The 26,440-nt window shown below is 42.2% G+C and carries 26 protein-coding genes and 2 tRNA genes; 14 read left to right on the forward strand and 14 right to left on the reverse strand.

The window, feature by feature from the left end:
- Positions 1-17: 17 nt before the first annotated feature.
- The 7 genes from CYLST_RS12035 to CYLST_RS12065 all read left to right on the forward strand — a co-directional run bounded on the left by CYLST_RS12035 (position 18) and on the right by CYLST_RS12065 (position 8,485).
- Positions 18-1,220: an ABC exporter membrane fusion protein gene (locus CYLST_RS12035; protein ID WP_015207998.1), complete on the forward strand. Its 1,203-nt coding sequence runs from the start codon at positions 18-20 to the stop codon at positions 1,218-1,220.
- Positions 1,221-1,278: 58 nt separating this feature from the next.
- A complete protein-coding gene (devC, locus tag CYLST_RS12040) occupies positions 1,279-2,460 on the forward strand; it encodes an ABC transporter permease DevC (protein ID WP_015207999.1) in 1,182 nt (393 codons plus the stop codon).
- Positions 2,461-2,600: 140 nt separating this feature from the next.
- On the forward strand, positions 2,601-3,605 hold the full coding sequence (locus CYLST_RS12045; RefSeq protein ID WP_015208000.1) for an NAD-dependent epimerase/dehydratase family protein: 1,005 nt from the start codon (positions 2,601-2,603) through the stop codon (positions 3,603-3,605).
- A 530-nt stretch (positions 3,606-4,135) separates the two neighbouring features.
- Positions 4,136-5,119, forward strand: coding sequence for a glycosyltransferase family 2 protein (locus tag CYLST_RS12050; RefSeq protein WP_015208001.1), 984 nt, complete (start codon positions 4,136-4,138; stop codon positions 5,117-5,119).
- Between the two features lie 88 nt (positions 5,120-5,207).
- On the forward strand, positions 5,208-5,675 hold the full coding sequence (locus CYLST_RS12055) for a DUF2141 domain-containing protein (RefSeq protein WP_015208002.1): 468 nt from the start codon (positions 5,208-5,210) through the stop codon (positions 5,673-5,675).
- 177 nt (positions 5,676-5,852) lie between these two features.
- Positions 5,853-7,112 (forward strand): glycosyltransferase family 2 protein, encoded by a 1,260-nt coding sequence (locus CYLST_RS12060; RefSeq protein WP_015208003.1) that lies wholly within the window; start codon positions 5,853-5,855, stop codon positions 7,110-7,112.
- 110 nt (positions 7,113-7,222) lie between these two features.
- On the forward strand, positions 7,223-8,485 hold the full coding sequence (locus CYLST_RS12065; RefSeq protein WP_015208004.1) for a glycosyltransferase: 1,263 nt from the start codon (positions 7,223-7,225) through the stop codon (positions 8,483-8,485).
- A gap of 826 nt (positions 8,486-9,311) precedes the next feature.
- Here CYLST_RS12065 and CYLST_RS12070 read toward each other — a convergent pair.
- Entirely contained in the window at positions 9,312-10,550 is a 1,239-nt protein-coding gene (locus tag CYLST_RS12070) for a tetratricopeptide repeat protein (protein ID WP_015208005.1), read from the reverse strand.
- Positions 10,551-10,692: 142 nt separating this feature from the next.
- On the opposite strand from CYLST_RS12070, the gene CYLST_RS12075 reads away from it, so the two are divergent.
- A complete protein-coding gene (locus CYLST_RS12075; RefSeq protein WP_015208006.1) occupies positions 10,693-11,289 on the forward strand; it encodes a chromophore lyase CpcT/CpeT in 597 nt (198 codons plus the stop codon).
- A 29-nt stretch (positions 11,290-11,318) separates the two neighbouring features.
- Here the strand turns inward: CYLST_RS12075 and cpdA are convergent, their stop codons facing one another.
- The gene (gene cpdA / locus CYLST_RS12080) at positions 11,319-12,116 is read right to left on the reverse strand and encodes a 3',5'-cyclic-AMP phosphodiesterase (RefSeq protein WP_041233602.1); all 798 of its coding nucleotides are present in this window, start codon (positions 12,114-12,116) and stop codon (positions 11,319-11,321) included.
- A 389-nt stretch (positions 12,117-12,505) separates the two neighbouring features.
- Here cpdA and CYLST_RS12085 point away from each other — a divergent pair.
- The 3 genes from CYLST_RS12085 to CYLST_RS12095 all read left to right on the forward strand — a co-directional run bounded on the left by CYLST_RS12085 (position 12,506) and on the right by CYLST_RS12095 (position 14,828).
- Positions 12,506-12,577: transfer RNA gene (locus CYLST_RS12085), tRNA-Cys, on the forward strand.
- Between the two features lie 381 nt (positions 12,578-12,958).
- The gene (locus tag CYLST_RS12090; RefSeq protein ID WP_157162572.1) at positions 12,959-13,663 is read left to right on the forward strand and encodes a hypothetical protein; all 705 of its coding nucleotides are present in this window, start codon (positions 12,959-12,961) and stop codon (positions 13,661-13,663) included.
- Positions 13,664-14,333: 670 nt separating this feature from the next.
- A complete protein-coding gene (locus tag CYLST_RS12095) occupies positions 14,334-14,828 on the forward strand; it encodes a DUF6174 domain-containing protein (RefSeq protein WP_015208009.1) in 495 nt (164 codons plus the stop codon).
- A gap of 225 nt (positions 14,829-15,053) precedes the next feature.
- Here CYLST_RS12095 and CYLST_RS12100 read toward each other — a convergent pair whose 3' ends face one another.
- From CYLST_RS12100 to CYLST_RS12145, 12 genes are all read right to left on the reverse strand, one after another.
- Positions 15,054-16,163 carry a hypothetical protein gene (locus tag CYLST_RS12100; protein WP_015208010.1) on the reverse strand — a complete coding sequence of 370 codons (1,110 nt, stop codon included), beginning with the start codon at positions 16,161-16,163 and terminating at the stop codon, positions 15,054-15,056.
- 447 nt (positions 16,164-16,610) lie between these two features.
- Positions 16,611-17,762: a site-specific integrase gene (locus CYLST_RS12105; protein WP_015208012.1), complete on the reverse strand. Its 1,152-nt coding sequence runs from the start codon at positions 17,760-17,762 to the stop codon at positions 16,611-16,613.
- 1 nt (position 17,763) lies between these two features.
- Positions 17,764-18,132 (reverse strand): hypothetical protein, encoded by a 369-nt coding sequence (locus tag CYLST_RS12110; protein ID WP_015208013.1) that lies wholly within the window; start codon positions 18,130-18,132, stop codon positions 17,764-17,766.
- Complete coding sequence (locus tag CYLST_RS12115) at positions 18,110-18,415, reverse strand: hypothetical protein (protein WP_015208014.1); 306 nt, start codon at positions 18,413-18,415, stop codon at positions 18,110-18,112. The genes CYLST_RS12110 and CYLST_RS12115 overlap by 23 nt, the downstream gene beginning before the upstream one ends.
- A gap of 8 nt (positions 18,416-18,423) precedes the next feature.
- The gene (locus CYLST_RS12120) at positions 18,424-18,795 is read right to left on the reverse strand and encodes a hypothetical protein (protein ID WP_015208015.1); all 372 of its coding nucleotides are present in this window, start codon (positions 18,793-18,795) and stop codon (positions 18,424-18,426) included.
- Complete coding sequence (locus CYLST_RS12125) at positions 18,788-19,081, reverse strand: hypothetical protein (protein WP_041233078.1); 294 nt, start codon at positions 19,079-19,081, stop codon at positions 18,788-18,790. The genes CYLST_RS12120 and CYLST_RS12125 overlap by 8 nt, the downstream gene beginning before the upstream one ends.
- Positions 19,082-19,176: 95 nt before the next feature.
- Positions 19,177-19,422 (reverse strand): hypothetical protein, encoded by a 246-nt coding sequence (locus CYLST_RS34450; protein ID WP_015208016.1) that lies wholly within the window; start codon positions 19,420-19,422, stop codon positions 19,177-19,179.
- Between the two features lie 3 nt (positions 19,423-19,425).
- The gene (locus CYLST_RS12130) at positions 19,426-19,629 is read right to left on the reverse strand and encodes a hypothetical protein (protein ID WP_041233079.1); all 204 of its coding nucleotides are present in this window, start codon (positions 19,627-19,629) and stop codon (positions 19,426-19,428) included.
- Positions 19,626-19,934 carry a hypothetical protein gene (locus CYLST_RS34455; RefSeq protein WP_157162573.1) on the reverse strand — a complete coding sequence of 103 codons (309 nt, stop codon included), beginning with the start codon at positions 19,932-19,934 and terminating at the stop codon, positions 19,626-19,628. Before CYLST_RS34455 ends, CYLST_RS12130 begins: the two co-directional genes overlap by 4 nt.
- A 475-nt stretch (positions 19,935-20,409) precedes the next feature.
- Positions 20,410-20,550, reverse strand: a tRNA-OTHER gene (locus CYLST_RS34460).
- Positions 20,551-20,816: 266 nt separating this feature from the next.
- Complete coding sequence (locus tag CYLST_RS12140) at positions 20,817-21,059, reverse strand: helix-turn-helix domain-containing protein (RefSeq protein ID WP_015208019.1); 243 nt, start codon at positions 21,057-21,059, stop codon at positions 20,817-20,819.
- A 260-nt stretch (positions 21,060-21,319) separates the two neighbouring features.
- Positions 21,320-21,640, reverse strand: coding sequence for a KGK domain-containing protein (locus CYLST_RS12145; RefSeq protein WP_015208020.1), 321 nt, complete (start codon positions 21,638-21,640; stop codon positions 21,320-21,322).
- Between the two features lie 187 nt (positions 21,641-21,827).
- On the opposite strand from CYLST_RS12145, the gene CYLST_RS12150 reads away from it, so the two are divergent.
- The 3 genes from CYLST_RS12150 to CYLST_RS12155 all read left to right on the forward strand — a co-directional run bounded on the left by CYLST_RS12150 (position 21,828) and on the right by CYLST_RS12155 (position 26,275).
- Positions 21,828-22,091, forward strand: a complete 264-nt coding sequence (locus CYLST_RS12150; protein ID WP_015208021.1) for a hypothetical protein — start codon at positions 21,828-21,830, stop codon at positions 22,089-22,091.
- A 134-nt stretch (positions 22,092-22,225) separates the two neighbouring features.
- A complete protein-coding gene (locus CYLST_RS34465; protein WP_157162574.1) occupies positions 22,226-22,471 on the forward strand; it encodes a hypothetical protein in 246 nt (81 codons plus the stop codon).
- 306 nt (positions 22,472-22,777) lie between these two features.
- Complete coding sequence (locus CYLST_RS12155; RefSeq protein ID WP_015208022.1) at positions 22,778-26,275, forward strand: phage/plasmid primase, P4 family; 3,498 nt, start codon at positions 22,778-22,780, stop codon at positions 26,273-26,275.
- The last annotated feature ends 165 nt before the right edge of the window (positions 26,276-26,440 follow it).

A 26,440-nucleotide genomic window follows, 5' to 3' on the forward strand; every position in this document is an offset into this window, starting at 1 on the left:
ATAATGGGAATGAAAATATGGCAGAAAACAAAGCAAGCCAGTTACTCAAAAAAGCCACTGGTAAGTGGAGAATAATTTTGGCAGCTTCTATCGCTTTAACTACTGGATTAGTCTCTTTCTACGGTTTTTCACAATTTGGGGCGCGAAAAGCTGTTCAGCCTCTTCCAGTCAATACCCCCCAGGCGACACCAGCTAAAGTGGCTGTGACAGCTTTAGGACGCTTGCAGCCGGAAGGTAAAGTTACTTATTTGTCTGCTCCCAATTCAATCAACGGTGTTCGAGTAGAAAAGCTGTTGGTGAAGGAAGGAGATGAGGTTAAGAAAGGGCAAGTATTAGCTCATCTGGAAGATTACGCTCGCGCTAAAGCCGCACTGCAACAGTCTTTAGACAAACTGCAAGTAGCCAAAGCCAAACTAGCGCAGGTAAAGTCTGGGGCTAAAACCGGTGATGTGAATGCTCAAAAAGCGGCGATCGCTAATTTAGCATCTCAATTAAAAGGTGACATCGCATCCCAAGCCGCGACAATCAACCGCATCCAAGCTGAAGTAGACAATGCTCAAACCGAAAACACGCGCTACCAACAGTTAAAAAAAGAAGGCGCGATTTCCGCTTCCACAGCAGATACTAAAGCTTTACAACTCAAAACTGCCCAACAGCAACTAACAGAAGCCAAAGCCAATCTCAACCGCACTCAAGACACTCTCCAACAACAGCTAAAGCAAGCTAAAGCCAAACTCAACAGCATTAGCGAAGTACGTCCTGTAGATGTCGACGCAGCACAAGCCGAAGTCAAAAGTGCGACAACTGCCATCCAACAAGCCAAGGCAGATCAAGATTTAACTTACATCCAATCTCCTATAGATGGCAAAATCTTGAAAATTCACACCAAAACTGGAGAAGTAATTGCCACTTCTGGTTTTGCTGAAGTCGGTAAGATATCTCAAATGTATGTAGTAGCAGAAGTGTATCAAACCGATATTGAAAAAGTGCGTCTAGGTCAAAAAGCTTCCATTACTAGCACGGCATTTTCCGGAAAAATACATGGCACTGTCAGCGAGATTGGTTGGCAAGTTGACAAACAAAGCATCTTCAGCATTAATCCCGGCTCAGACACAGATCGCCGAATAGTTGAGGTAAAAATCAGCATCGATAATCCCGCAGATAGTCAAAAAGTGGCTCGTTTAACTAACTTACAGGTAGATGTCGCCATTCAAATCTAAATATCACCCAAGGGACTCTGCAATTTCTTCCAAAACTATATCTTCTTTTGCTTGAATTATGAATTTCAAGATTCCTTTGGCATGGCTACAGCTAGCCCAACAAAAAATTCGGTTTATTGTAGCTGTAGCAGGGATTGCTTTTATTGTGCTACTAATGTTTGTTCAACTTGGTTTCCAAGATGCGCTCTATTCTAGTGCTACCGCAGTCCATCAGAAGCTGCACGGCGATTTATTTTTAGTCAGTTCCCAATATAAATCTTTGACTTCCAATCAAAGCTTTTCTCGGACTCGTTTGTACCAAACCTTGGGGTTTGATGGTGTAGAGTCAGTTAGCCCAATGTATTTACAATTTGCCAAGTTAAAAAATCCCGCCACTGGTGAAAAATATTCAATATATGTAATTGGCTTTGATCCGGGAAAACCTGTGATCAATATTCCCGAAGTTGAACAAAATTTAGATAAACTCAAAATTCCGGATGTGATGCTTTTTGACAGAGATTCCCGCCCAGAGTTTGGCCCGATTGTAGAAAAATTTTACGCAGAAAATACTGACCAGACAATTGAAATATTTCCCTTCAATTCCTTAATTGGCTACAGAGTCAGAGTTGGTGGCTTATTCAGTTTAGGCCCTTCCTTTGGCGTAGATGGCAATTTAGTTGTGAGTGACTCAACTTTTCTCAGAATCAACCCCAATAATACCCGGCCAGCAGAAATGATCGATGTAGGTTTGATTACCCTCAAACCTGATGCTGACCCAATTAAGGTGTTAAAAAACTTACAAATGTTTTTACCTAATGATGTCCAAGTTTTTACTCGCCAAGGTTTTATTGACTTCGAGAAAAAATACTGGTCTGTCAGAACACCTATTGGTTTTATTCTCAATCTAATGCTGACAATGGCTTCTATTGTAGGTGTGGTGATTGTCTATCAAATTCTCTACAGTAACATTGCCACGCAATTCATTGCTTATGCAACTTTAAAAGCTATAGGTTATCCAAATAAATATTTATTAAATGTGGTTTTTCAACAAGCTTTAATCTTGGCTTTTTCCAGTTACATTCCCGGATTTTTTGCTTCTATAGCTTTATATGACTTTGCTATGAAATCTACTAAATTACCAATTATGATGACTGCTAATAATGCGGTATTAGTCTTAGTTTCAACTGTTTTGATGTGTATAACTTCTGGGGCACTAGCTATCAACAAACTCCGCTCCGCCGACCCGGCTGATATCTTCTAGTAGTCCATCAAGTTTAACCAGTTCGTAGTAAGGACTTTAGTCCTGATTTCTCTAAGCACTGAAGTGCTTACTACAAACCCGCAAAACTAACTTGACAGTAGTTAGCCACTAAAATCAACATTACCAATTATTTACACCTTATGAATTTCAACAATAAAACTCTCTTGATCACTGGAACTGATGAATTTGTCGGCTTGCGTGCAGCCGAGTTAGCCAGAGAAAAAGGCATAAAAGTTCGGGGATTACAAAGTTCTCCAGAACAGGACAAAAAAGCGCAAAGTTTGGGTGTTGAGATAATTGTTGGTAGTGTTACCGATCCTGCTATTGCCCAAAAGGCTTGTCAGGGAGTAGATATCGTTTTACATACAACTCAAGTTACTCAAGAAGCTGGCGAAATCAAGCATTTTCGTGAAGTCAATGTAGGTGGTGCTCTCAACATAGCAAAAGCTGCTAAACAGGCTGGGGTTAAGAGCTTTGTGCATCTCTCTAGTGCAATGGTCTACGGCTTTAACTATCCCAATGAAGTTACTGAATCTGGGCCACTTTCTGGCGAAAATAATCCCTATTGTCAGACGAAAATCGAAGCTGAAACCGAACTTTTAAAGCTGAATGCACCACCAGATTTTGGCATCATCATCATGCGAGCCGGAGATGTTTATGGACCCGGAAGTATCCCTTGGATAGTCCGACCAATTTTGATGATGCGTCAAAAATTATTTGCCTACGCCAACGATGGTAAAGGAGTAATCAATCATGTATATATAGATAACCTGATTGATGCCATCTTCCTAGCGATAGAAAAAGAAACCTACGGAGAAATTTTCAATATCACCGACGGCAAAGAGACTTCCTGGAAAGAGTATTTTATCCAGTTAGCAGCAATGGAAGGTTTACCTGCACCTATGTCCCTACCCAAGGATGAAATGAAGTTATTTCTCAAGCTGCGTCATCAGGGACAAAAACTATTTCGGCAAAAAGCCGATATTCTGCCGGAGTCTGTAGATTTTATGACTCGTCCCTATGCTTATTCTATTGACAGAGCCAAAAGCCTATTAAATTACAAACCAACCATCGACTTACAAGAGGGAATGCGGCGCACACATGAATGGGTGCAAAAGACTGATCTTCAGAAATTAATCAAGTAATCAAACCCGCTCTTTTACAAGAGATTTGGCTATGGAAGATGCTATGTGAGTACAAATCAGCTTACTTACAGATTGGTTTTTAACATTAAGTATACTTAATGTCAACTATAGCTAATCCATAGCTAAATAATTCGGTTGGTAAATGAATTCTACTAGTCCAGCATAGCAAGAATAACTTTCTTCCCTTCTGCCTATTGCCTATTGCCTTCTTCTACTAGAGAAATCTTCACAGTTGTAATTTGTGCTGAATCTCAAGAATTTCTACCAAAGTAGTGACTCAAATGGTTTCTTCAACTAAGTTATCAGGAAGCTAATTCTCTCAAAAAAACCAACATCTATCGGCAGTAGTAGATTTGATTATGCTGACCTATGCTTGTTCTGCTGCCAAAGCAAAAAATCTGTAAAATTATAAACCTAAAATTGATTTTTCAGTAGTAATGCAACGCAGAAAAGAATGGATGCAACAAACTGAACTGTAAAACAAAAGTGTTGATAATATTATCTACAAGTTTCCCAAAAACTTGTTTGTCATGATCAATAAGCAGCCACGATTGAGCATCGGGTTACCTGTATTTAATGGTGAAAAATTTATCAAAGAAGCGATAAATTCTCTGTTGGCTCAGACCTTTGAAGATTTTGAGCTAATTATTTGTGATAATGCATCTACGGACAAAACCGAGGAAATTTGTAGAACATACGCCGAGAAAGATAAACGTATACGCTACTACCGTAATGAGAAGAATATCGGTTGCGCTCGTAACTTCAATCGCGTCTTTGAATTGTCTTCTGGTGAGTATTTTAAGTGGGCGGCTCATGATGATCTACATGCTCCCGATTTTATTATGCGGTGTATTGAAGTCCTCGACGAACACCCTAGTATAATCTTGTGCCATTCTCAAGTATATATCATTGATGAAAATGGCAAATTTCTCCAAAATTACAATATAAAACTTAAGACAGATTCACTAAAACCACAGGAGCGTTTTCATGAATTACTTGGTAAAAATTTATGTTATCAATGTTACGGAATAATTCGTAGTAGTGCTCTTAAGAGTATACCACCTATGGGTAGTTATGGTAATGCAGATGGAGTTTTATTGGTAAGACTAGCTTTGCGTGGTCGGTTTTATGAAATACCAGAATACCTATTTTTTGCCAGATGTCATCCAGAACAATCAATGAATATGTTTATTCCTAATTATTTGTTGGTTGCCAAAAATGAGCAGCAAGAATTATTGAGCTTACTGCCTGATTACTATGGCTATGCAATTTGGTTTGATTCAGCAAATGAAGGGCGAATTTTGTTACCACATTGGAGAATTCTCTGGGAGTATTTGCTCTCTATATGGCATAGTTCATTAAGTTTATCTGAGCATCTGTGTTGCTATAACAGTATAATTAGTCAATCTAAGTCTCCAGAAAATGTTTTACTTAAAGATTTATTGAATGCACTGCAAATACTTTGGAAACGTTGGCGAAAAGCACTAATTAAAGAACAGCAAATTACACTTTAAATTAATTCTTTAAGAAGCAAAAGATTGCTGTTGCAGTTTTTTGGTTGCTAATACCATAGCAAAATCACCTGTAGGGAATTACCAAATTATGTTGAAGTTAACTCACTTGCGTCATGTATTACTCGCTACTGTTTTGGGTATGAGTTGTGCTAACGCTGCGTATGCAGAACCAACTGCAAAACTAACTGTGGTAGTAAATGGCATAACTCACCAAAAAGGTGAAATTTGTTTGAGGGTTTACGCCTCTGAAAAAGGATTTCCTATGAGTAATACTGGTGAAGTCCAAAGCGGCTGCACTAAGATTACGGGAACTACTGTCACAAAAGTGTTTTCTGGCTTGAAACCAGGTACTTATGCTGTTGCCGTCGTTGATGATCAAAATGGCGATCGCAAACTCAACAAAGACTTTTTTGGTGTTCCCACAGAAGGTTTCGGTATGTCCAAGAATCCGACTGTATCAATCCAAACAGGTGCGCCTAAGTTCCGCAACGTCAGTTTCCCCATGAAAAAGAATACGACGATCAACATTTTCATGAAATATTCTCTTGATTCATAAGATTGGCGATTAGGTAACGGGCATTCAATTTGGGATTTCTAGTGAAATTTTGATAATTAGGCAGAATTTTCTGCCTATATTTACCAAAACCCCATCTAAAATCCCAAATTGGCTCACCCAATCCCCAGTAAAGAGTCCTGTACACAAGCCGATATTTTGCCGGAGACTAGAGATTTAATGCAAGATTTAACGATATTTCTGTCTAAGTCTTTGCTAAGTTGGCTGGCAATTCAGGTGGTTTTAACACTGTTCTTTGTCTGGTATTTGCGCCCAAGCCAGAAAGACTTATTACCAGATGACCAGTTACCGAAAACGGCGGTGATTATTTGTCTGCGAGGTGCTGATCCATTTCTGCCCAACTGTTTGCGATCGCTATTAAAGCAGAATTACCCAGAATATGATTTAAAGATAATCCTCGATAGTCAGGAAGATCCAGCCGGAAAAATTGCTTCGGAAGCGATCGCCGAATTAGGGGCCACCAATGTCCAAATTAGCCATTTGCGGACAGTACGCCACAATTGCAGTCTCAAATGTAGTTCTCTCGTCCAAGCTGTCTCAGATTTGGACGATTCTTACAAGGTGGTGGCTTTTGTCGATGCTGATACAATCGTTCATCCCAATTGGCTGCGGGAATTAGTCAGCCCTCTCGCTGACGAGAAAGTGGGAGCAACAACAGGTAATCGTTGGTATTCACCCACAGGTAATTATTGGGGTACTTTGGTGCGATATGCAGGCAATGTCTCCACCGTAGTGCAAATGTTCCTGTTTCAGATTCCTTGGGGTGGAACTTTGGCGATCAAAACAGAAGTGCTTCACCAAACCGGACTACTAGAAAAGTGGAGTCAGGCTTTCAACGATGATCTAATGATGCACAACGTCCTGAAAAAACATAAGTTGCAGGTGAAGTTTGTGCCTTCGTTATTGATGGTGAATCGGGAAGAAAGCAGTTTACCGGATTTAGTAGACCATCTCAAGCGTTTATTACTTTGTTCTCGACTATATCACCCGCGTTGGTTGGCTTTAGTGAGTGATGCTATTTCCAGCATTTTGTTTCCTACTTTAGTCATAGTGTTAATTCTACAGTCGTTGTTGGTCGGACAATGGAATGCTGCGGCTCAATTATTTAGTTACTATGGCATCTATATTCTAGGACTACTCTTGCTGATGCTTGTCTTAGAACAAGGGGTACAGCGAGTAATGAGCGTTCAAGGTCAGACAATCGCTAAATTGTCACCTACCGCAGTTATCAAAATGTTGATTGCTATCCCTCTAACACAGTGGGTTTATGGGGTAGCGATCCTATCTTCCCTTTGGATGTCAACAGTTAAATGGCGCGGACTTTCCTATCGAGTCCAAGGCCCTTGGAATATTCGCCTAGTTGAATACCGCCCTTACCAGTGGTTAGATCAACCTGTTGATCCAAAAACTTCTCTCTAATAGGTAATAGCTAGTAGGTAATGGGTAATAGGTAATTGTTTTATTTCCATTAGCCATTACCTATTAGCTATTAACCATTAATCATTTTTCATGCAACATCCGCTTTAATTATGACAAAGCAACCTCTTCGTATTGCACTTTTTACAGGATTGTATGCTCCCTTCTTAACAGGAGTCTCGGTGGCAGTGCATCAACGGGTTCGCTGGTTGCTACAGCAGGGACATGAAGTTTTTCTGATCCATCCAGAAATCAACAACCAGTACCCAAAACATGTTGGGAATCGTCCCATGCCAGGGCTAGAAGAATTACAGTCTTTTCCCAACTTCTCCTCTTATGCATTCCCCACAAAACCGCTGATTTTTTACAAATCTCTGCCTCAACCATTGCACTATCGATATTGGAGTGATACCAAGTTACTCTTAAAATTTCAACCCGACATTATTGTAGTTGAAGAAGCACCGCAAATGAGAGGAGTCTACTCACTCTTTTTGCAAGGTTATGGTCGTCCTGTTGGCACTGAATACGCAAAGCGAACGGGCATTCCAATTATATCAATGTTCCATACCGATATTGTGGCCTATATCCAATATTATTTAGGCAATCTGGCCTTTAGCTTAATCCGTCCAATTCTGCCAATTTTAGTCAAGCAGACAACAGAGGCTTACGACATTAATTTATTTCCTTCTCAAGAACAACTCAAAAAATACCAAAAATTGAAATCTCAACGCAGTGAATACGTCCCTTATCAAGGTATTGATTGCGAAAAATTTCATCCCCGAAATATCTGTTATGACCCGATTCCTGATGACCATCGACCAACGATATTGTTTGTCGGCCGGATAACTGCGGAAAAAAATGTCAACCAACTATTAGATGCATATCCGTTGATCGCTGCCAAAATTCCTGATGTTCATTTGGTGATTATTGGTAGTGGCCCAATGGATGAAGAAATCCGTCAGCGTGCCCAAACTTTTGGATCTGGTGTGACTGTTTGGGGTGAGTCTCACGGTACAGAACTTTTGGGTTGGTTCGCTAGCGCCGACGTATTTGTCAACCCCTCCGCGACTGAAAATTTCTGCACCACCAATAACGAAGCGCTGGCTTCTGGAACTCCTTTAGTTGCAGTTGTCGCACCCTCAACAGCCGAGCAAGTATATCCTGGTAAAAACGGCTTCCTCGCAGAACCCAACAACCCGAAAGATTTTGCCCAAAAGGTAATTGCGATTCTAGAAAATCCTGACCTCAAAGCAGAGATGACTCAGCAAGCTCGCTCTTCTATTCTGGCATTTGATTGGTCGGCTTGTAGCCAAAAGTTTGAAGATAAACTTTACCAGATAGTTGAAAATTCATCAAAAGTACCAGTGGGAAAATAAGAAAGTCAGTGATAGGTAGTTTCGTTCAACTACCCCTGATCAGTAAAAAACGTGCCAAATTGGCTACAAGTCTTTGATCGTCTCTGATAGAGTATTGAAGTAATTAACTTGTGGGCTTTTAGGCTACAAGTTTGAGATCCTAATAAATCTGCCAAAGTCCTTGTTGGTTGAGTGATTGTATGCCCTGACTGACACCGTCCTTTTTATTATCCTAGACTGTGCCTAAAAATATTCAGACCTCAGAAGTTATCGCTTCTGGGGTTCTTTATTTTTCTATCATTGTTGCCTGGTAAATATAAAAATATTTAAATTGAGGAAAATTTAGACATAATTATCTTAGTTATATCCCAAGTTACAGTGACCTAAATTACATTATTTGTCTCCTGAGTGTTAAGTCAACTATCTCAAACAAGAAATATCCAAAAATTTTGGTGCTAAAACAGATTTTTTTCAGACATAATCCCTGGAATTATGTCTCAAGATTTAATTTATAAGACTTGATTTTTATAGTGAAGTCAGGAAAAATATACATAAGTCTAACAACTTGTAGGCTCTCTTGGTGACAACTTAACCTTATCCAATGTCCAAAGTCCGCGAAAGCGGACTTTATTTATGGGTATTCTCGGTTTACAGATATTTTCAGGTAAATGAACCACTTTCTTGGAAATAAAAAAAGAAAGTAGAGACGTTGCATGCAACGTCTCTACACTGTGGTCTAAATAAATGATTTCTGCCGCTACCTGATTCTCAAGTCGAAAAATTAGGAATTGGCGAACATTGCAGATTTTTATCCGATCCCTAGGAACCCTAGGCGGCGTTTTGGCGATTAAAAATTGGCTTTTGGCAGTTTTTCGATTTGCTGGGTAAAGTATGCTTCTTCGTGTTTGAGTTCTTGCGCTATTTCTAGCCCTTTTTCAAAGGCTGTAAGCGCTTGGGGATATTGTTTGCGTTCCAAATACAATTTTCCTATTTGGTCGTAGGCTTGCATCAAACCGTAAAAGTTGGTGGCTAGTTCTTCTGTGGTTAGGAGAATCTGGCAAGTTTGCAAGGCTGCTTCTATTTGTCCTTGAGAACGGTACAGCACGATTAACTTTTGCAAAGCTTCAGATGCATTAACAAACTGTTGCAATTGCCAAGCGGTGGTATAAGCTTCTTGGTAGTTGTTAAAAGCTTCTTGTCGTAAACTGGGATTTTCCTGTCCTAGGGTTTCGTAATTTGTGGCGATCGCAATTTTTAATTGGGGAATTTGGCTAAGGTCGTTTTGATTGGTGTAAATATCTACTAACTTACTAAGTACATTGATCGATTTCTGGGGCTGTTTTGCCTGATCGTAAATGTAAACTAGCTTTTGCAAATATGCGACTTCATTCAGTCCATCGCCCTTGGTGGTAGCAAAACCTAGCAATTCTTCGTAGGTAGCAGCGGCTTGGGGATAATCAAACCAACTCAGATGCAGTTCCCCAATTGTTTGCAGGGTTTCTAGTTCTGCGGTGGCATCTTGTTGCTGTCGCACTAATGCTAAAACTTGGTTATAAACTTCTAGGGCTAGTTTGGGGACGCGGATTTTTTGGTAAGCGTCACCAAGCGATCGCAAAAGTTCTAAATCAGGAGGTTTTGGCGCCTCCTTTTTTTTAGCTGGTTTCGGCTTTTGAATCACTTGCAATCGTTGCGTAATATAGCGGATTTCTTCACTCTCATTTCGGTTCCAAGCGATCGCACCCACTCGTGATAATGCTTGCACCTCTGCTAATGAACCTAAAAGACGCCGCAACCGCAGTTCCCGATTCCAAATCTCAAACGCCTTTACCTTATCCCCCGCTTGTAATGTCGCTGCTGCTTCTAGATTTAACTGATCTAACGCCGTTTCTAGCTTTTGCATTTCTTCGGTAGTTAACGGCTGTTTGTCCCACAAAGGCGGTAGCAGTGGATCGGGTATAATAACTTCTAACGGACCTGGCAGAAATTTATCCAATTGTTCCGGATTTTTAGTCTCTGCCAGCGTCACAGAACTGCACAGATGCCAGAAAATAACAGTAGTAACTATAAAACTTAAGCGCCGTAGCATCGTTACTTTACCTTTATTAAGTAAATTATTTGACGAAGACCAATTTGTTTGACGCAGCAAGCATCTTTAAATATCCCATTGTCCCTGACGAGGCTTTAAAATATTTCCAGATTATTTTTCCCCCAAATCCCCAATCCCCAAAATGACTCATTCTACAGATATTGCCACCTTAGCCCGGTGGATGGCAGCAGATTTTAGTAATCAAGCACAAGCATTTGAAAACCCACCTTTTTTTGCTCATATCCGCGTTTGCATGCGTCCCCTTCCCTTAGAAGTGTTATCAGGGGTAGGTTTGTTTGTCGAACAAGCTTATGACTATATGCTAAATGACCCCTATCGCTTGCGGGTGTTGAAGTTGATCAGCGCTGGAGATCACATCCAAATCGAAAACTACATAGTCAAAAACGAAGAAAAGTTCTATGGTGCATCTCGTGACTTGCAACGTCTGACAACTTTAAACAGCGATGATTTAGAAAAATTATCAGGCTGTAATATGCTTGTCGAGTGGACTGGTAACAGCTTTAAAGGCAAAGTTGAACCAGGCAAAGGCTGCATCGTCGTTCGCAAAGGACACAAAACCTATTTAGATAGCGAATTTGAGATTAGCGAAGAGAAATTTACCAGCCTTGACCGGGGAAGGAATCTAGAAACGAATGAACATATTTGGGGTTCCGTAGCCGGGCCATTTCACTTTGTCCGTTGGGGTAGTTTTGCCGATGAAGTGAAAGTGAGTGGTTAGTGTTGAGTGCTTCGTGACTCAGCATTTTTCTAAAATTCCTTGACTTCTGACTCTGGGGGACAAAAATAAGGAACCCGTTCTACCCAAGTTTCCCAAGTCCCGTCGGGGTGCAGTTTCAGCAGACGAAACCCAGGAAGTTTTTCGTCGAGGGCAAAAGTAGGACTTTCTGACAGGAATTGAATACAAGTCGAGGGACTACCCAAGTAGTCAACATCGTCACGGGTGTGCTTCCATTCCTGGTGAATGTGACCGAATAACACTAGCTTGACTTGCGGGTGGCGATCAAGAACAGCAAGCAATTCCTCGGAATTTTGCAGGGTGTTTACATCCAGCCATTCAGAATTTACCAAAATAGGCGGGTGATGTAGTGACACCACAGTCGGGTTTTCGCCTAGCATTTTTAACTCGGAGTCCAGCCAATCTAGAGTTTTATCTGAAAGGTGACCGTGCATAGACCCCGGTACTGAAGAGTTAAGTAAGATAAAGTTCCAACTGCCACGGGTAAAAGATTTCCGCCGGGAAACCATTCCCAGAGTTAAAATTTCATCCATAGCGATCGCGCAATCATAATTTCCTGGTAGCCAGTAAGTCGGAATTTGTAGCGGATTCAGTAAATATTGTAGATTTTCATAAGATTCAACCGTACCATCGCCAGACAAATCTCCCGTTAATATTAAAAAATCAAGTTCAGGTTGTAGTTCCTTTAACCGCTTGATAACCGCCTGGAAAGACTCCATAGTCGGTATTCCTAACAGCCGCTGATTTTCCGCAGCAAACAGATGTATATCCGTTAGTTGGGCAATGAATACAGGAGAAACTTGATTTATCTTCGCCGAAAGCAATGTGTGCGTCTTAATATCCGATTCTCCTTCCCGAAAAGTAACTTATTTTAACCCAATTAGCCAAATTAGCCTGATAGCTACAACACCCTCACCACCCTCGCCAGTTGCCTCCTCTATCATAGACAATGTATAAATTTAGCTAACGGCAATGTACTTAATTGTTTGATGTATTTTTTATACAATTCATGCCAGAAATTAACTAAATTATTTTTTTATCCATCTTACGGTAGATGTCCTAAAATTTGTTTTATCTTCATGCAATAAACATCTTGCCAAAGTACCAACCGACCCCTAATTTGCTCAAACCCCAAAAATTTCCTGGCAGGGGATGCATTTTGCAGTCAAATGCTGCTAATATAGAAATCTGTGAGTCCGGCGACATAGCCAAGTGGTAAGGCAGAGGTCTGCAAAACCTCCATCCGGCGGTTCAAATCCGCCTGTCGCCTTTAAGAAGCAACAGCTAAAACAAAGCAATTCAAGCCTGATGGCAATAAAGGGACGAGTGTAATACTCGTCCCAAATCTTTTGGGGTAATACCATTTCTCTTAAAGCTGGATAGATATGCTTGATCTTAGCCCCCCAATTCCTGGGGGGTTGGGGGGATCTCATTTGTTTCAACCTTATAGGGAATTGGTATAACTTGGGGTAGTTTAGGACAAATATCGCGTCATCAGACTGACTTTTTTGAAGAATATGGAGAGGAAGCGAGGGCAATTTTAGAGATTTTTACATAAGTATGCAGATAAGGAAGTTGAGGAGTTTAATATTCCGACAACTTTTGTTACTTAAATATTGTCCGCCAACAACTACGTAAAAATGAAAAAAATGTGAAAGCAATCTTAAATAAAGAAATGTGTCGAATGTGGGTTATAGTTATTACAGGTAATGATCGCGAAGAGTCTGTAACTTCTCTAACTAGAGGAAGATCCTCAACAGCAGATATTGAAAGATTAATAGTTGCTACAGAGGCAAATATAGTAAAAGAACTAAAAGCATATCCTGATAAGATTGGCATTCTCGCAACAGCACTAGATGCGAGAATTATTCATCTTCCTATCTTAACTGTACTCGCAATAGCGAGAGAGTATGCTGACGAAAAATTGCAAGACAAAATGAAGGACTTAGGCATGAGTCTCAAAAAAGATACAACAGCTAATGAAAGATTAATTAAAAGTGAATTGGCTAAAGCATTCAAATCAGAACCTATTGGTCTGGGCGTTCCTGGAAACAAACCTGGTGAAACTACTAAAGAATCATTTGAAAAGTTATTAACCATTACGCAGAGTGACGACCAGTTGGTGAATGAGACGATTGGAAGAGCATTAGTAGCTTGCAATTTAGTATCTTCTTACAAAGCTGAGGTTGATTTCGGTAAAGGATTAACTCGTCGAACCGATTTATTTTGTGAGACAAAGGTGGGGCAAGTTCGACTAGAACTTATGTGGCGTAAAAATACTGGTCGTGCAGAAATAGCAAATTATGTTTTAACCAAACTATATAACTATGGAAAAGCAATTGAATTTCTTGAGTAATATTGCTCCATAAATTGCTTTACACACTCGTTGTACAACTTTGTTGTCATGTTGAAAGTAGCAACAGCGAAGTGAAGAGCATATCGGGGTTTCTTGGCTGCACTAAGATTATCTCAAAATGACAAGACGGATTTTGAACATTTACTCCCAGAGCAATTGGTGGCTTTTATCTTAGAAAAAGATAGGCGGGTTGCTGAAATTATGGTGGAAATTTAAGCGATTTTGGGTAGTTAAGTTGGGAGGAGTAAATAGACCACGCGATAGGGGCACAGCAATGCTGTGCCCCTACGATAAATGTGGTTCAAATAGATGAAAACTTCTGTAATTCGTGCTGGGCAGCATGCTACAGGCAGCTTCCCCTAACGAATCGGAACACTATTAAAAAAGCCCAAAATTAGGATGACTATCCACGATGCGTAAATCCTATGATCATGGTTCATGATCCGAAGGTTGTCATCGTCAAAGCGCTTCTCTTCAATACGCTGCGCTGTCTTCGGAGTTAATGCCCCTGGTAGCCCATCGCACTAGCAACACGCGCGGTACTTGGGGAACTCACGGCTCTTGATGTCTGTCTAGATATTTGTACTGACTTAGACTGATATAAATCTTTAGATTTTAAAAGTCCGTAGAGCAGATTATTCACCAGAGTAAACAAAAATTAAGGATTTTTATGCGCTTACCTATCGCTATTGGTGCAGTTTTACTGATTTCTCTGGGTTTGAACGCACCAGTAATGGCTCAAACCCCCACCCAGATAGTACGAGCAACAAAGAAGGCTGCCAAGTCGGACTTGCAACAATTAAAGAGAAATTCCCAATTGTGGAATCAGCAAAATATCTCCAACTACCGCTATACACTGACTAGGAGTTGCTTCTGTACCGCTGAAGCTAGAGGCCCGGTAGTTGTGGAAGTACGTGAGGGCGTCACGACTGTAACTTCTGTTGCTACCGGTGAGACAGTTGATTCACAGCTATTCAAACAATATGATACAGTTCCCAATCTTTTTAATGTGGTCAAAGAAGCGATCGCTAGCAAAGCATCCAGCCTGACTGTACAATATGACTCTAAACTCGGCTACCCAACCCAAATTAACATTGATTACAACAGTCAGATAGCTGATGAAGAACTATACCTGACAATTGAAAACTTCCAAGTAATTCCATAAATACAGCTTCCCCTAAATCTATAGCTAATCATTTGGGAAACTTAACCAAAGTAACAATCCTATAACCTCCAACAAAAGGGTAAAGCCGCTTTGCGGAAATACCCCAATAAATAGCCGTCAGCTAATGCTGTCTAACATTGCTGGTGGCTTTTATTTTGACAAATTTAAAAAACTGGGTATCTATTGCGATTGATTACTTAACCCCTGAAGTGAGGTTCAGTGAGACTACCCCAACACCTCAGAAGAGAACATATGCGACAAAGCCTGAAAATATGGCATTAAAGTGTTAGCTTGTTGAACAGTCAGGCGATCATTTATTTCATATCTTAACAAATGTAGCATTTGGCGAACTAGTTCCCACTGCACTTTTAATGTGGGATAGAGCATGACACACAGAGGAAATAACTCTTGTTGAATGGCAGCGACGCTTCCTTCCAAAGCACATACCCACAAGTAGACTTGGAACATTTCCACATCTCGTATACTAGAAGTCCTCACCGCTGAATCAAGCAAATATCCAGACATAGTGCGGTAAGTTGGGAAGAGTTCAGCTACCCTTTGGCAGATTTTCTTAGCAATTTGTGTACTAACTGGTAATAGCTGTTGCACTGCGGACATGACAGTGGAATCATAATTATGCCCAGCCGCTGCCTCATAAGCACGTTGCAGTGGCATATATAGGTGATCATCAATGACTTTAAAGTATGCACCAACAAGCGATCGCTCTACAGGCTCAAGCTGTTGTGTGAGCATTTCGCTAGTGTAATGAAACTGCATACTCACAAAGCCGATAACTCTGGGGTCAAGACTAGTGTACTTCTTTCTGAGCGCTCCTATATCTGCACTAATTACCGTAGCCAACTGGTTGGGAGCCATCTGTTCAGTATAAACTTCCAACCCCTGTTCATAAAGCGGATTACCTGCCTCAGCCAGTTTCATTACCAGAGAAAGGGGTCGCACCGCTGCTTGTTGGGTGTATACATCCAAAGCTTTTTGGTAAATCTTAAAAGAATCAGCTGCAATCTCCCACGGATTAATTAAGTTGGGGTCAATGCGATGCTGCTTGAGTTCCTCACATAGCAGCGCTTCCGTTTTGTTCCAGGCTTTAGCACTGACACTCCGTAAAGATTCCATTATTTTTTGGGCGGTTTTCTCTCGTCCCCCAAGCGACACTATCTCTGACAAATTTAGCGGGTCGGAGTCTTCTTGAACACTGGTATCAACCTGGAGGTTCTGCAAATACTTTTTAGCCCATTGCTGTGCTAAAGATTCTACAGATTTGTGGTTTTCTATATCTGACTCTGGTTGTAAATTATTGCCGAGAACCTCTTTCATAACGGATATTATTTATTACCTTGGTATCATCTAAAAACTCTTAAATACTGATGCCAATCCTCTGTAAAGCTTGACATCATCCAAAATCCCAAAACTCTTGCTGCACAAGAATTTTAATCACTTTATTCTGTGTAAACTCAAATCCAATTGGTGTTAATTATTATATAATAAATACATTGTCACAAATATTTATTTGCTTTAAATAATCTTTATTTAAAGCCTAGTGCAATTTTAATATGGCAATTCTCTACTGAGTGAAAGATAGCAGATGGCGATGTCGCAAAGTGTCAGCGCCGAAGACCTCACTGCGCTGGCTAACAAAATTAATGATACTACGAAAATTCCAGTGCGTTCTATTGCCGTAGCTTCGCTATAGTCTCGGATAACATATTAATACCTAACACCAGAGCGCTTTCTGAAAAAACTCTGAGTAGTGTTTGAGTAGAATCAAAAATCAGGACACTCAGAGGCTGCTACTTCTGGGTGGCAATAGTAAGCAAGCACCGTAGCGGTATTGTCACCAAGCCAGTAAGCCACCTTGTCCGGGCTGTTGCCGCTGCTGATTGCCCATGTAGCAAAGGTGTGGCGAGTCGCATATGGCTTGAGGTAGGGAACAATGCCCTTATCCGCTAGTTCGCGAACTACGCCAGGATATTTATATTTGATTTCGCCGCGCTGCGATCGCCGCGATCGCCAAAAGACGGACATAGAATCTGAGTTTATCTGTTTGCCAATTGTTGAAACAAATACCAGGTCTGTAGCGATCGCGCCGACCGGACGAATAGACAGCAACAGCGACTGCAACTTTGACCCGGATTGACAAGGGAATACTCGCTTCTTACCATTCTTGGTTCCCTTGAGTATCCGGTGATAGTTTCGCGATTTATTTATTGAGATACGACAGCAATCATTAGAGATATCTCCCCAGGTCAGAGCGAATGCTTCACCCGGCCTACAGCCGCTCCAGAATAAAAATTTTATTAGGGGGGCATAGTGGGAATGTTTTGGGTGATTCTCAAATGCCTGGATAATTATGTCTCTCTGCTCTAGGGTAAAAGCGCGATAGTCATCATCCCTGCTTGACTTTTTGGGCTTTTGAATTTTGAGTTTGGCGAATGGATTTTCTTTGATTAAACCGCACCCAACGGCCCATTCACAGCAGCTGCAAAAATCGCCTAGCAACTGCCAAGTCATATAACTGGTGAAATTCACTAACATCCAGTTACGGATGATAGCGGCATCAGCCAATTTTTGAGATGGCAGGCGGTCGACGTATCGCCTAACAGATTTGTATTTGCCCAGCAGAGTAGTTTGTTCTAGTTGGGCAGACTTGAACTCTGTAAATTTCTCCCATAGTTCAGAGAGCGAGTATTCAATAGTCTGTGGAATTTCCTTAACCCCGAATCTGTAGCGAACGAGGGTGGGGTCAAATATACCTAAAGAAATTTCTCGCTGGATTTCCTCCCAGCGAGAATCTACGATCACTCTATTTTTGGCTGAATCTTTTAGCCCGGAGTTTAAGTAAAATTGTTTGATATGTCCCGTGACTCTAAAGCGAACTATCAATTTATTTGATTTAGGGTCAACGGTTATAGCCATATTAAACTCTTTCTATTTCGCGGCGGTTGGCGCTTAGTTCATCGTCCACGTCGTAAATTTCAATCAGTAGCTCTACATCCTCTTCAAACTGAGGTTCATCTTCATCCTCTGAAGACCAGGACCAGTCAACCGTGACAATCACACCAGCCACGCAGTTTTCATAGCCGGAAATATGTTCAGGGTCAATAGCTGCGTCCTTGACTTCAAAGGATGTGCAGCTACTAAACACAGTGCAACCTATGTCATCTGAAATAATTTCGTCGTCATCGTCATATTCATAATTTGGATGCGCTGATTCATGCGTTAAGTAGAATTTGATTTCGCTTTTCGCGAAGGTTAGTATTTCCTCATCTGAATATTTTGTCATCATAAAACAGTGACAACTGCCCCTCTACAACGTGGTCGCATTTAATGGCTGGAATGCGGGTCTTTCTGCCTTTTTTATCGGGCTTTTTTTCAGCCAAGCCTAAATCGTAAAATGTCTTTCGCCGTTCATCCAACCATATTTTGTATGGATGGTTTTCGCGACTACCAAATGGGTAGGATTTGTCTATCGCCTGCTTTATTTGTTGTGGAGTTGCATCTTCGGGCAACTCCTTTACTACCTTGGCGATTACCTGTTGAGATTTTTGTCTCCAATGAGTTGTGTCCATATTAAAAGTTAATAGTTTTCTGGCGACATATCAGGACGTATGCCGCCGAGTTCAAAAGGGATGTCATCGGGATCTGGTTCTTCTGCCGATTTGAATTTGATTTCGGTCAAATCCTTTAATAGTTCTCCGGCAATCCTTGCTTTTTCTCTGTGGGTGACATCCTGAATGATTGGAATGAGTCGATAGATTGCCCAGACTACAAAGCTTTTTATGGACTTATTTACCTGTCGGTTTATTTCAGATTCAATGAATGTTTTTTGTCCGGCTGCGATTAACCTGTAGAAATCTTTGTTGCTATCTAATGCATCTTCCCAGATATGTTCATCTTCTGGATGTCTGGCTTTGTAAGCTATTTTTGCTAATTGTTCGATGTCAATCATTGTTTATTGCTATTAACTGAAGAAAGTTTTTACTGTCTAATCCTGTCAAGTGTTTGGCTGCTGCGTCGGCTGGTTTGTCGTGAGGGTACTGAGAAAGTATTGTCTTTATAGCTTCATACTCTCTTATGGCTTCCTGGACGGCGTGCAGTGCATCCATGAGGGAGAATTCAGGGATGTAAAGCTTGCTAGCTATAATGTCTGCATAGTCTTGACACTGAATTAGTCGCTGTAATTCAGTCTCCATTGATTGCAGAGATGCGGTAAAGTCTGCGGTGTTATTTGTCATAGCGAACTATGCAGCCTCCGTGTGATTGTGTGTACCATTTCTTTGGATTAATAATCTTTCTGGCTCGTTGTGCCATTGACAAAATGCGTTTTAGTTCAGCCATTATTTGTTGGGTTTAGTGTTGGTGTGATGCTGCGTTTTGATATTATTGCTTCGGCTATTGCTTCTACATCATGGCGTCCAACGACGACCCCTTCCTTGATTTTGTAAAAGTGTGGGCGTGGCTGCTCGATGTAGCCGTGTTTCTCCAAATAGGAGATGATTGTCGAGCCTTTGGATCTGCCTCTAGGTATGCGGTTTTTGATGCCGTTGATGAGTTGGAAACAGGTTAGTTTTTGCATTTTTCAATCTTTCCAGTTGCCATCTCGGTATTGGAGCATGAGCCAATCTATTGCACCTTTTCGTCCCCATAAAAAGCAGATATGACCAAATAGGCACACCTCGAATACTTGGGGTATCCACTGTACGAAGGGTGGGGAAGTCAGCCAAAAAAAGCATCCCCAAAGCGCGGCGTAACCAATAGCCATTAGTTGTTGGTTTATGTTCATTGTTCTTTGATTAATGGAACTCGTTTCTGAACTAGGATGCATCCTTCCTCTGGGTCAAGTTTAATGAGAATCAATTCGTCACCATTCTGTATGATGAATTCCTCCTTATCTGCTGCTTGAAATATTGCTGTGGCAAGTCTGCCGCATTCTTTGCTTAAAAGGCTTAGCTCTTGCTGTTTTTGAACATACAAGTCTAGGACTTGTTGGCGACGAATTACTAACTTAGATAATTCGGTTGGGATTTGCTGGGGTTCCATTTGTTTTACCGATATACTACTTTCTTCGACGATTGGTATGCCTTGCATCTCCTGATAAAGCACACAAGAGTAAATCTCTGTGTGCTCAACAGGCTCGTTACTGGTTGGATGAGTGCAAAAAGGAACTCTTTTAAGTTTGTGCCCATCCAGGAACCTTAGGAATGAGCAGGATACACAGAGAGAGAATTCATCGTCAACGAGAAAAATTGCTTCATTCATTGTTTAACTTGTGAACTGAATTTTTCACAGCATCGCAGTTCGTTGGTTTACTGGCAGGCTGCTTCTCTGCCTTATTTCGCTGTGGGGTTTAAAGGGTTTCTCTCCACCCTTAAAGTCAAGTCTCTAGTCGATCACTCCAGCGTTACCTTTCGGTTTTACCCAAGTGTCGATATTGATTCCCAGTCAATGCCGGCTGACTTTCGCCTCTCCTTTACGGGCTGGGTTCCCGTCCTTGGGTGTCTAGGTTTCCCCTTGGAATTGCTACTAGTCCCTGTTATTTGGCAGGGCATCCCTAGCGCGAAAGGGGAGATGACAGGATTTGAACCTGCATGGTTATGTCTCGACTGTGTAGTGTTTCTCTCTAGAAAGAATCTGACTACTTTTTCAACAGTTCGTGGTACCTTGCGTGACCCTTGCTAGCGTTTGCCAATTTCGCCACATCTCCCATAAAAGCCAGCAGCCATCTACACTGCTGGCGAACTTACATCATTAAATTAATAGTGAGTAAATGCCAGTTACTTGTGATTTTCGTCTGTGGACTCCTTTTGGTTGGGTGGCTTGGAGGTGATCATCACTGGGTGATGTCTAAACTTTTCCTCACGGTCCCGTTGGAATATATGAGGGTGCTTTCTCCTGAATGAACCGCACGGGGCACGGTGGCAGTGTGCGGGGGAGAGTGGAGGCAGGCATTTAGCCTGCCAGGCAACAACATTAACCAGCGCTAACAGGCTGTTCTGCTTCAAAGGCTTCTATCAAGTCATCAAGCGAACATTGGTAGACCTCACACAATTTTTTAATCTTGGATGGGGGAAGGTGCGGAATACCTCCTTTTTCCCAACCTCCAACAGTTTGAGTCTGTATGTCTAGCGCTTGGGCAACTTGTCTTTGAGTTAGATTGACTTTTTTTCTCAAGGACATTGGAGTTAATGCTTTTCTTTCAGGCTGCTTTGTCATAGTATACGATAAGCAGATGTGTTTAGCATATCTGTTTAATAAATATGTTTCACACATCTGAAGTAAAGGGTTAGTGAGCGGATCTGCTGAACACACTCCGCTCACTCTTAGGATCTCACAGCCGTTGAAAATGCGCGAAAGCTTTGTGACAGACCGAGTTCTACATAAGCAAGTACCTTTATTTGAAGACGGCACCCACAAGTAAACCCACCTATATATAGGTGGGCAGCAATAAAAGGAGGCGATCAGTATGTGATTAGTTAGCTAAGATTTGCTCGAAGGTCATCCAGCGGTGATTGTGGCTGAAGTGAAAGTGAATCGTCTGGTGGTTTTGGCGATGCTTTTGGCTGATTAGGAATGAACTCCATCCGAAGTCTAAATCTACCTTTTTGCCAGCCACCACCTTCTGATAGTAGAAGGCTGCCATCAACCCCATCGCCCATCCAGTTACCCAGTCCTTTTAGCCATTCTGTGATCATCGAGTATTTAACCTCACTCACTTTTGATGTTGTGGTCTTGGTGAAGTTCTGGCTCACATTTATACAGACGACATCATCATCTTTCAAAGTAATTACATTCATTCTCTTTCTAGTTACACAACAAAGCGGGTCAAGCTGCGAACTTGATCCGCCTTACCTAGAATTCCCAGTACAACGAGCGAAACCCCAGCGGCGAAAGAAGGGAGCTTGATTTTTGCGAAGGAACAAGCGATCGCCCTCGGTTAGTAGCAAGTGCAACCAACAACCCATGACTAAGGACTAATGACCAATGACAGTAAGAGCCAAATTCACCTGCCAAGTCAATCTAAAAGAAGCTGGAACCCAGATAGCCACAGTTGTTTTTTCCCCGGTAACTACCAACCCACCAACGCAAGAGAACCTAACTTTCTGGAAAGCTACGCCGTCCGGTCAAATCACGTTGCAGATTGATAACGCATCAGCTGCTAGTCAGTTTGAGGTGGGGGCTGATTATTACGTTGATTTCACCGCGGCGCAGCCCATAGATGAAGACACCGCGATTTGGAATCAGTAGAGAAAGTGAGATCGCGCTCTTGGTGAAGTGTCAGGAGTGCGATCGGACTAATTACCGATTACCGATTACCAATTCCCAATGACCGATTACCGATTACCAATTCCCAATGACCGATTACCAATTACCAATTCCCAATGACCGATTACCGATTACCAATTCCCAATGACCGATTACCAACGACACTCGACAAAATACATCTTTCTATCGTTGAGGGATTTTGTCCATATTGCGGTGTAGGCGACCTTCACATAGGTCAAGGGTGCAGAGGCACAACCAGAGTCACCTGCCATTCGAGCAATGAGTGTTCATGGCAGGAAGATTTTAAGCCAGAGGATTTAAAGCAAGTGTCTGGAGTGCCTGCTGCTTTAATTTTCCTGTGACAGCGCTTCTGAGTGTTGGGAGTGCGATCGCGCAATTACCAATTACCAATTACCAATTACCAATGACACCAGGACAAATTGTTTACCAGGCATTCGGGCAATCACTACTCAAATGAAACCGCTGCCAATCCTACATATCCTACATCTTCCTTATCCTGCAAGGCTTTCGTCCCTACACCGAATCCTACATCTTACCCTACACCAACCCTACACCCAACATAATCAGGCTGATGTAATCGACTCACAGAGCACAGCATCCCCTTCCAGGCATAGATAGCCGCTTTAAAACGACAGGAATTGTATAATATGGCAAGAACAAAAAAAAGCGGCGAAGCGTCAACTTCAACCGCAGTAAAATTAAAACAATCTGATTCAATTGTATCAGATAAATACGCCGAAACGCCACAGCCGCAAGACATCCAGCCTACGAAAACAGTAAGCCAGGAACAAAACAAGTTTGCTAGCTTCCAAGAATTCAAAACATTTGTTAAGACCAATTTCATAGAAGGCAGTGGCATTGCCCCCGAACTATTCGCCGAATGTATAGAATTCCATACAGATTTAGAAGCCAGTGCTGGCAACGACGCCGAATATCCCATACATGAGTTGCTCAACTGGAAACAACCAACCATATATGGACATCAAGCCCGCGAAACAATCTACGCGGCTATGTTCAAAAATGAAGATGGCAGTATATGGCAGGGCATAATTAGTCGGTGGGATGAAAAAAGCAAAAAGCCCTATCAATATCTGGCTCCAACCCAAAACGGCGATCGCGTTTTTCTTCCTCCAGTACCTAACAGTATTCGCAGAAAAATAGGCTCACGCTATGGGGTAGAGGTGCCCGAAGAGGGTAGTTTCTGGGAGTGGCTGAAGGAAGCTACTCAAGTAGAAATTTCTCGGGCCGGTGGAGATGGTAATTTTACCGCCTACACCGGTAGCCTTGTTCCGTTAAAGGTTCCACGGATTGTTACTGAGGGCGGTAAAAAGGGATTGGCTCTACTCACTCAAGGCTACATTCCGCTATCGCTCTACGGTTGTACGTGTGGGGGGAGGGAAGGATTAATTCCCGATTTGAGACAGTTTAATCAGGAAGGTTCAATTTGGTTGCTAGCGTTTGACCGTGACAGCAAAGAGGAAACTAGGCGAAAAGTTAACGCCGCCAAACGCAAATTAGAAAAAGTCTTAGCCAAGGACGGATTCAAGAACTACATAGAGGATATTGTTTGGTCATCAGAAGATGGCAAAGGAGTTGATGACCTCATAGTTAACAAAGGATTTGGAGCCTTTGACACAGCTTACAGCCGTGCGTTAAGCAGATTAGAAAAACAATTTTCAGGAGCTGCTAGTGGAACGGCTGACGAACCAGAGAAACATAAAAATGCACCGCCTGACCAGATGGCGAAAAAGATAGCTGAAGACTATCGCGGCAAGCTGGCTTTTAACGATGAAACTAAGCAATGGATGAGATACGGAGACGACCTTAACCGTTCACTTGATGACTTGCCGTTTGGCATATGGTCACCTGAGTCTAACGAGTACATGGAGGCTATTGTCTACAAAATATTAGTAGGCAAAGAGGTCGAAGCATTTGCATTTGGTGCAGATTACGTTAGCAGTGTCCTGAAGCTGTTACGCCATGAACTTATAGAGCGGCGTTGGAACGAAGTATCACCCCGTGAATACCTGCCTTTTACCAATGGCGTGGTGGAGATTGCAACAAGGAAACTACTACCTCACACCCCTGGTTACAAACTCACCTGGAGTTTACCAAGAGAATATTCAACAGATGGCGGTAGCTGGGACAATATCAGCAACTTCCTAGAACACTTATCAAATGGCAATGCTGACATTAAAGAACTGTTGATTTGCTACTGCAACGCCGTAATCAAGGGACGGTATGACCTTCAGAAATTTATTCACCTAATTGGACTTGGTGGAACTGGTAAAGGTACTTTTACCCGATTGGTAACTGAATTGATTGGCGATCAGAACGTTTTGGTAACCAACCTCCCAGCCTGGTGCATGAACCAGTTTGAAGGAGCGAACGCATTTGGTAAGCGGCTGGTGATATTCCCAGATGAAGACCCCTACAGAGGAAGCATAGGAAGATTCCTCAGCTTAACTGGCGAAGATAAAGTTAGGGCTGAGGAAAAAGGTAAACGAGCATTCAACTTTGACTATCAAGGGATGACTCTGGTAGTTTCCAATTTTCCCGTTTTTAGCGGTGGCAGCAGCAGCCGTGCTAAACGCCGGACAATTACAGTTCCCTGCAACAAGATTGTCTCGGAGGGTCAGCGGAAACAGTTATCTAAAATCTTTGAGCCAGAATTAGCAGCATTCACCAACTACCTGCTTTCACTCGCTGACGATCATGTTACCGCTGTACTAAAGGGAGAGAAGGAAATTCCCCAGTGTACCCTTGAGTTCTGGGAAAACCAGATGAAGGGTGATTCAGTCGCCGCGTGGGTGAATGAACGGGTTGTCTATGATCCGATGGCTTTAACCCCAATTGGTAACGACAGGAATGAAGGTGTTAACGGGGCGGATGTCTACACTTTGTTTGGCTCCTATATTCGTCACTGCCTCGCTTCTGGTGATTCACCTAAGAGTTGCAAGGTCTTTAGCCCGGATCTTATAGAGCTATGCCACACAATCTTAAACTGGCCCGTCGAGAAACAGCGCACAAAAACAGGCGTGTTCATTAAAGGGCTGCGGCTTAGAGTTCCGGTCAAGGATAACGAAATTCCACACTATGACTATTGGCTCATGAGCCGGGTGTTGGATGATGTAGGGTCGGGTGTAGGATTGGGTGTAGGGTTGAAAGCCTTGCCCTGCAAAGAAGATGTAGGATATGTAGGATTTGCAGGGGGTTCGCTGGGGGAGGGAGTAAATAAAACTGAACTTGTAATTAATTCTGTGCAAAATCAACAGGCAGCAGATGGGGAGGAAAGCGATCGCGCTTCCCAGACGCTAGGCACTGACAGAGGATACAAACCAGGCGATCGGGTTTTTTCCACCCATCCACTACAAGGCGGAGAGCTTGTTGTGCAGGATTACCCTTATGAAGGGGACTTTAACTTTATACGCACTGTTGACCACTCGCTCGTTTATGTTGGTTATTTAAAAAAAGTAGTCGAGGTTTGCGAGGCAACCCAGAATTTTGGTCCTGGGGACAAAGTGAGAATCATCAACCAAAACTGCGACTGCTTTGGGCAAGAGGATGAAATTACCGCTATCTACTCAATGGCGAAAGAAGCAAAGCTAAAGGTGAACGGACGATTACCTTTTGATTTTCTGGATCTGGTACAGCGAGCACCAGCACCAGCTCTGGAAAATTCTCTAAACATCACAGAAGAGAAACCCCTGCCAACACCAATGGAATTTTCTTTCCCTGGAATATTTGGAGAAACTAAGATTTTGGTGGAATTCACTGGACGACCGAAAAAGGGCGGCGTAACCTTTAATATCAGCTTCACCTTTCCATCTGGGAAAGGGGCGACGCTCAAGAATACCTTTATCCCAACATTGGGGAAAGAAAAATCCATTGAGGCAATTAAGGCGATCGCTCTAGAGAAGATTGAAGCGTGGCAGTCCAAGGCGATGCTAAAGAAGGGCAGGCTCTACTCTGTTCGGCAGGTAGGTGACGAAGATTGTCTTGATTATATTTGGGCGTTAGATTGTGCGCTCGTGTCCGTCCCTAATCCACCATTTTCTAATCAATATATATTTAGCCACGATGGCAAGACGATTGTAGCGAGTGATTTATCCGAATTCCGGTGGCAGGCGCCTGGCGAGTCATGAAAAAGGCGATCGCCCTGGGCGGAGTAATTAGATGGCTGTAATCCTTTGTTGACAGAGGTTATAGCGGCTCATCTACCAAGCGCAGCCGTTCGCATTTCTGGGGTGAAGTGCGATCGCCCTGGGCGGAGTAATTAGATGGCTGTAATCCTTTGTTGACAGAGGTTA

Source organism: Cylindrospermum stagnale PCC 7417 (assembly GCF_000317535.1).
In the GTDB taxonomy this organism is placed as follows: Bacteria; Cyanobacteriota; Cyanobacteriia; order Cyanobacteriales; family Nostocaceae; genus Cylindrospermum; species Cylindrospermum stagnale.

Bases quoted from the DNA above. Each gene is read 5' to 3' on its own strand.
- CYLST_RS12150 (WP_015208021.1), top strand. From the start codon at position 21,828: ATGACAGTAAGAGCCAAATTCACCTGCCAAGTCAATCTAAAAGAAGCT.
- CYLST_RS12110 (WP_015208013.1), bottom strand. From the start codon at position 18,132: ATGATGACAAAATATTCAGATGAGGAAATACTAACCTTCGCGAAAAGC.
- CYLST_RS12060 (WP_015208003.1), top strand. From the start codon at position 5,853: ATGCAAGATTTAACGATATTTCTGTCTAAGTCTTTGCTAAGTTGGCTG.
- devC (WP_015207999.1), top strand. From the start codon at position 1,279: ATGAATTTCAAGATTCCTTTGGCATGGCTACAGCTAGCCCAACAAAAA.
- CYLST_RS12070 (WP_015208005.1), bottom strand. From the start codon at position 10,550: ATGCTACGGCGCTTAAGTTTTATAGTTACTACTGTTATTTTCTGGCAT.
- CYLST_RS12130 (WP_041233079.1), bottom strand. From the start codon at position 19,629: ATGAACATAAACCAACAACTAATGGCTATTGGTTACGCCGCGCTTTGG.
- CYLST_RS34465 (WP_157162574.1), top strand. From the start codon at position 22,226: ATGACCGATTACCGATTACCAATTCCCAATGACCGATTACCAACGACA.
- CYLST_RS12055 (WP_015208002.1), top strand. From the start codon at position 5,208: ATGTTGAAGTTAACTCACTTGCGTCATGTATTACTCGCTACTGTTTTG.
- CYLST_RS12145 (WP_015208020.1), bottom strand. From the start codon at position 21,640: ATGAATGTAATTACTTTGAAAGATGATGATGTCGTCTGTATAAATGTG.
- CYLST_RS12075 (WP_015208006.1), top strand. From the start codon at position 10,693: ATGACTCATTCTACAGATATTGCCACCTTAGCCCGGTGGATGGCAGCA.
- CYLST_RS12095 (WP_015208009.1), top strand. From the start codon at position 14,334: ATGCGCTTACCTATCGCTATTGGTGCAGTTTTACTGATTTCTCTGGGT.
- CYLST_RS12105 (WP_015208012.1), bottom strand. From the start codon at position 17,762: ATGGCTATAACCGTTGACCCTAAATCAAATAAATTGATAGTTCGCTTT.
- CYLST_RS12155 (WP_015208022.1), top strand. From the start codon at position 22,778: ATGGCAAGAACAAAAAAAAGCGGCGAAGCGTCAACTTCAACCGCAGTA.
- CYLST_RS34455 (WP_157162573.1), bottom strand. From the start codon at position 19,934: ATGCAAGGCATACCAATCGTCGAAGAAAGTAGTATATCGGTAAAACAA.
- CYLST_RS12045 (WP_015208000.1), top strand. From the start codon at position 2,601: ATGAATTTCAACAATAAAACTCTCTTGATCACTGGAACTGATGAATTT.
- CYLST_RS12065 (WP_015208004.1), top strand. From the start codon at position 7,223: ATGACAAAGCAACCTCTTCGTATTGCACTTTTTACAGGATTGTATGCT.
- CYLST_RS12050 (WP_015208001.1), top strand. From the start codon at position 4,136: ATGATCAATAAGCAGCCACGATTGAGCATCGGGTTACCTGTATTTAAT.
- CYLST_RS12120 (WP_015208015.1), bottom strand. From the start codon at position 18,795: ATGATTGACATCGAACAATTAGCAAAAATAGCTTACAAAGCCAGACAT.
- CYLST_RS12100 (WP_015208010.1), bottom strand. From the start codon at position 16,163: ATGAAAGAGGTTCTCGGCAATAATTTACAACCAGAGTCAGATATAGAA.
- CYLST_RS34450 (WP_015208016.1), bottom strand. From the start codon at position 19,422: ATGCAAAAACTAACCTGTTTCCAACTCATCAACGGCATCAAAAACCGC.
- CYLST_RS12140 (WP_015208019.1), bottom strand. From the start codon at position 21,059: ATGACAAAGCAGCCTGAAAGAAAAGCATTAACTCCAATGTCCTTGAGA.
- CYLST_RS12115 (WP_015208014.1), bottom strand. From the start codon at position 18,415: ATGGACACAACTCATTGGAGACAAAAATCTCAACAGGTAATCGCCAAG.
- CYLST_RS12125 (WP_041233078.1), bottom strand. From the start codon at position 19,081: ATGACAAATAACACCGCAGACTTTACCGCATCTCTGCAATCAATGGAG.
- CYLST_RS12035 (WP_015207998.1), top strand. From the start codon at position 18: ATGGCAGAAAACAAAGCAAGCCAGTTACTCAAAAAAGCCACTGGTAAG.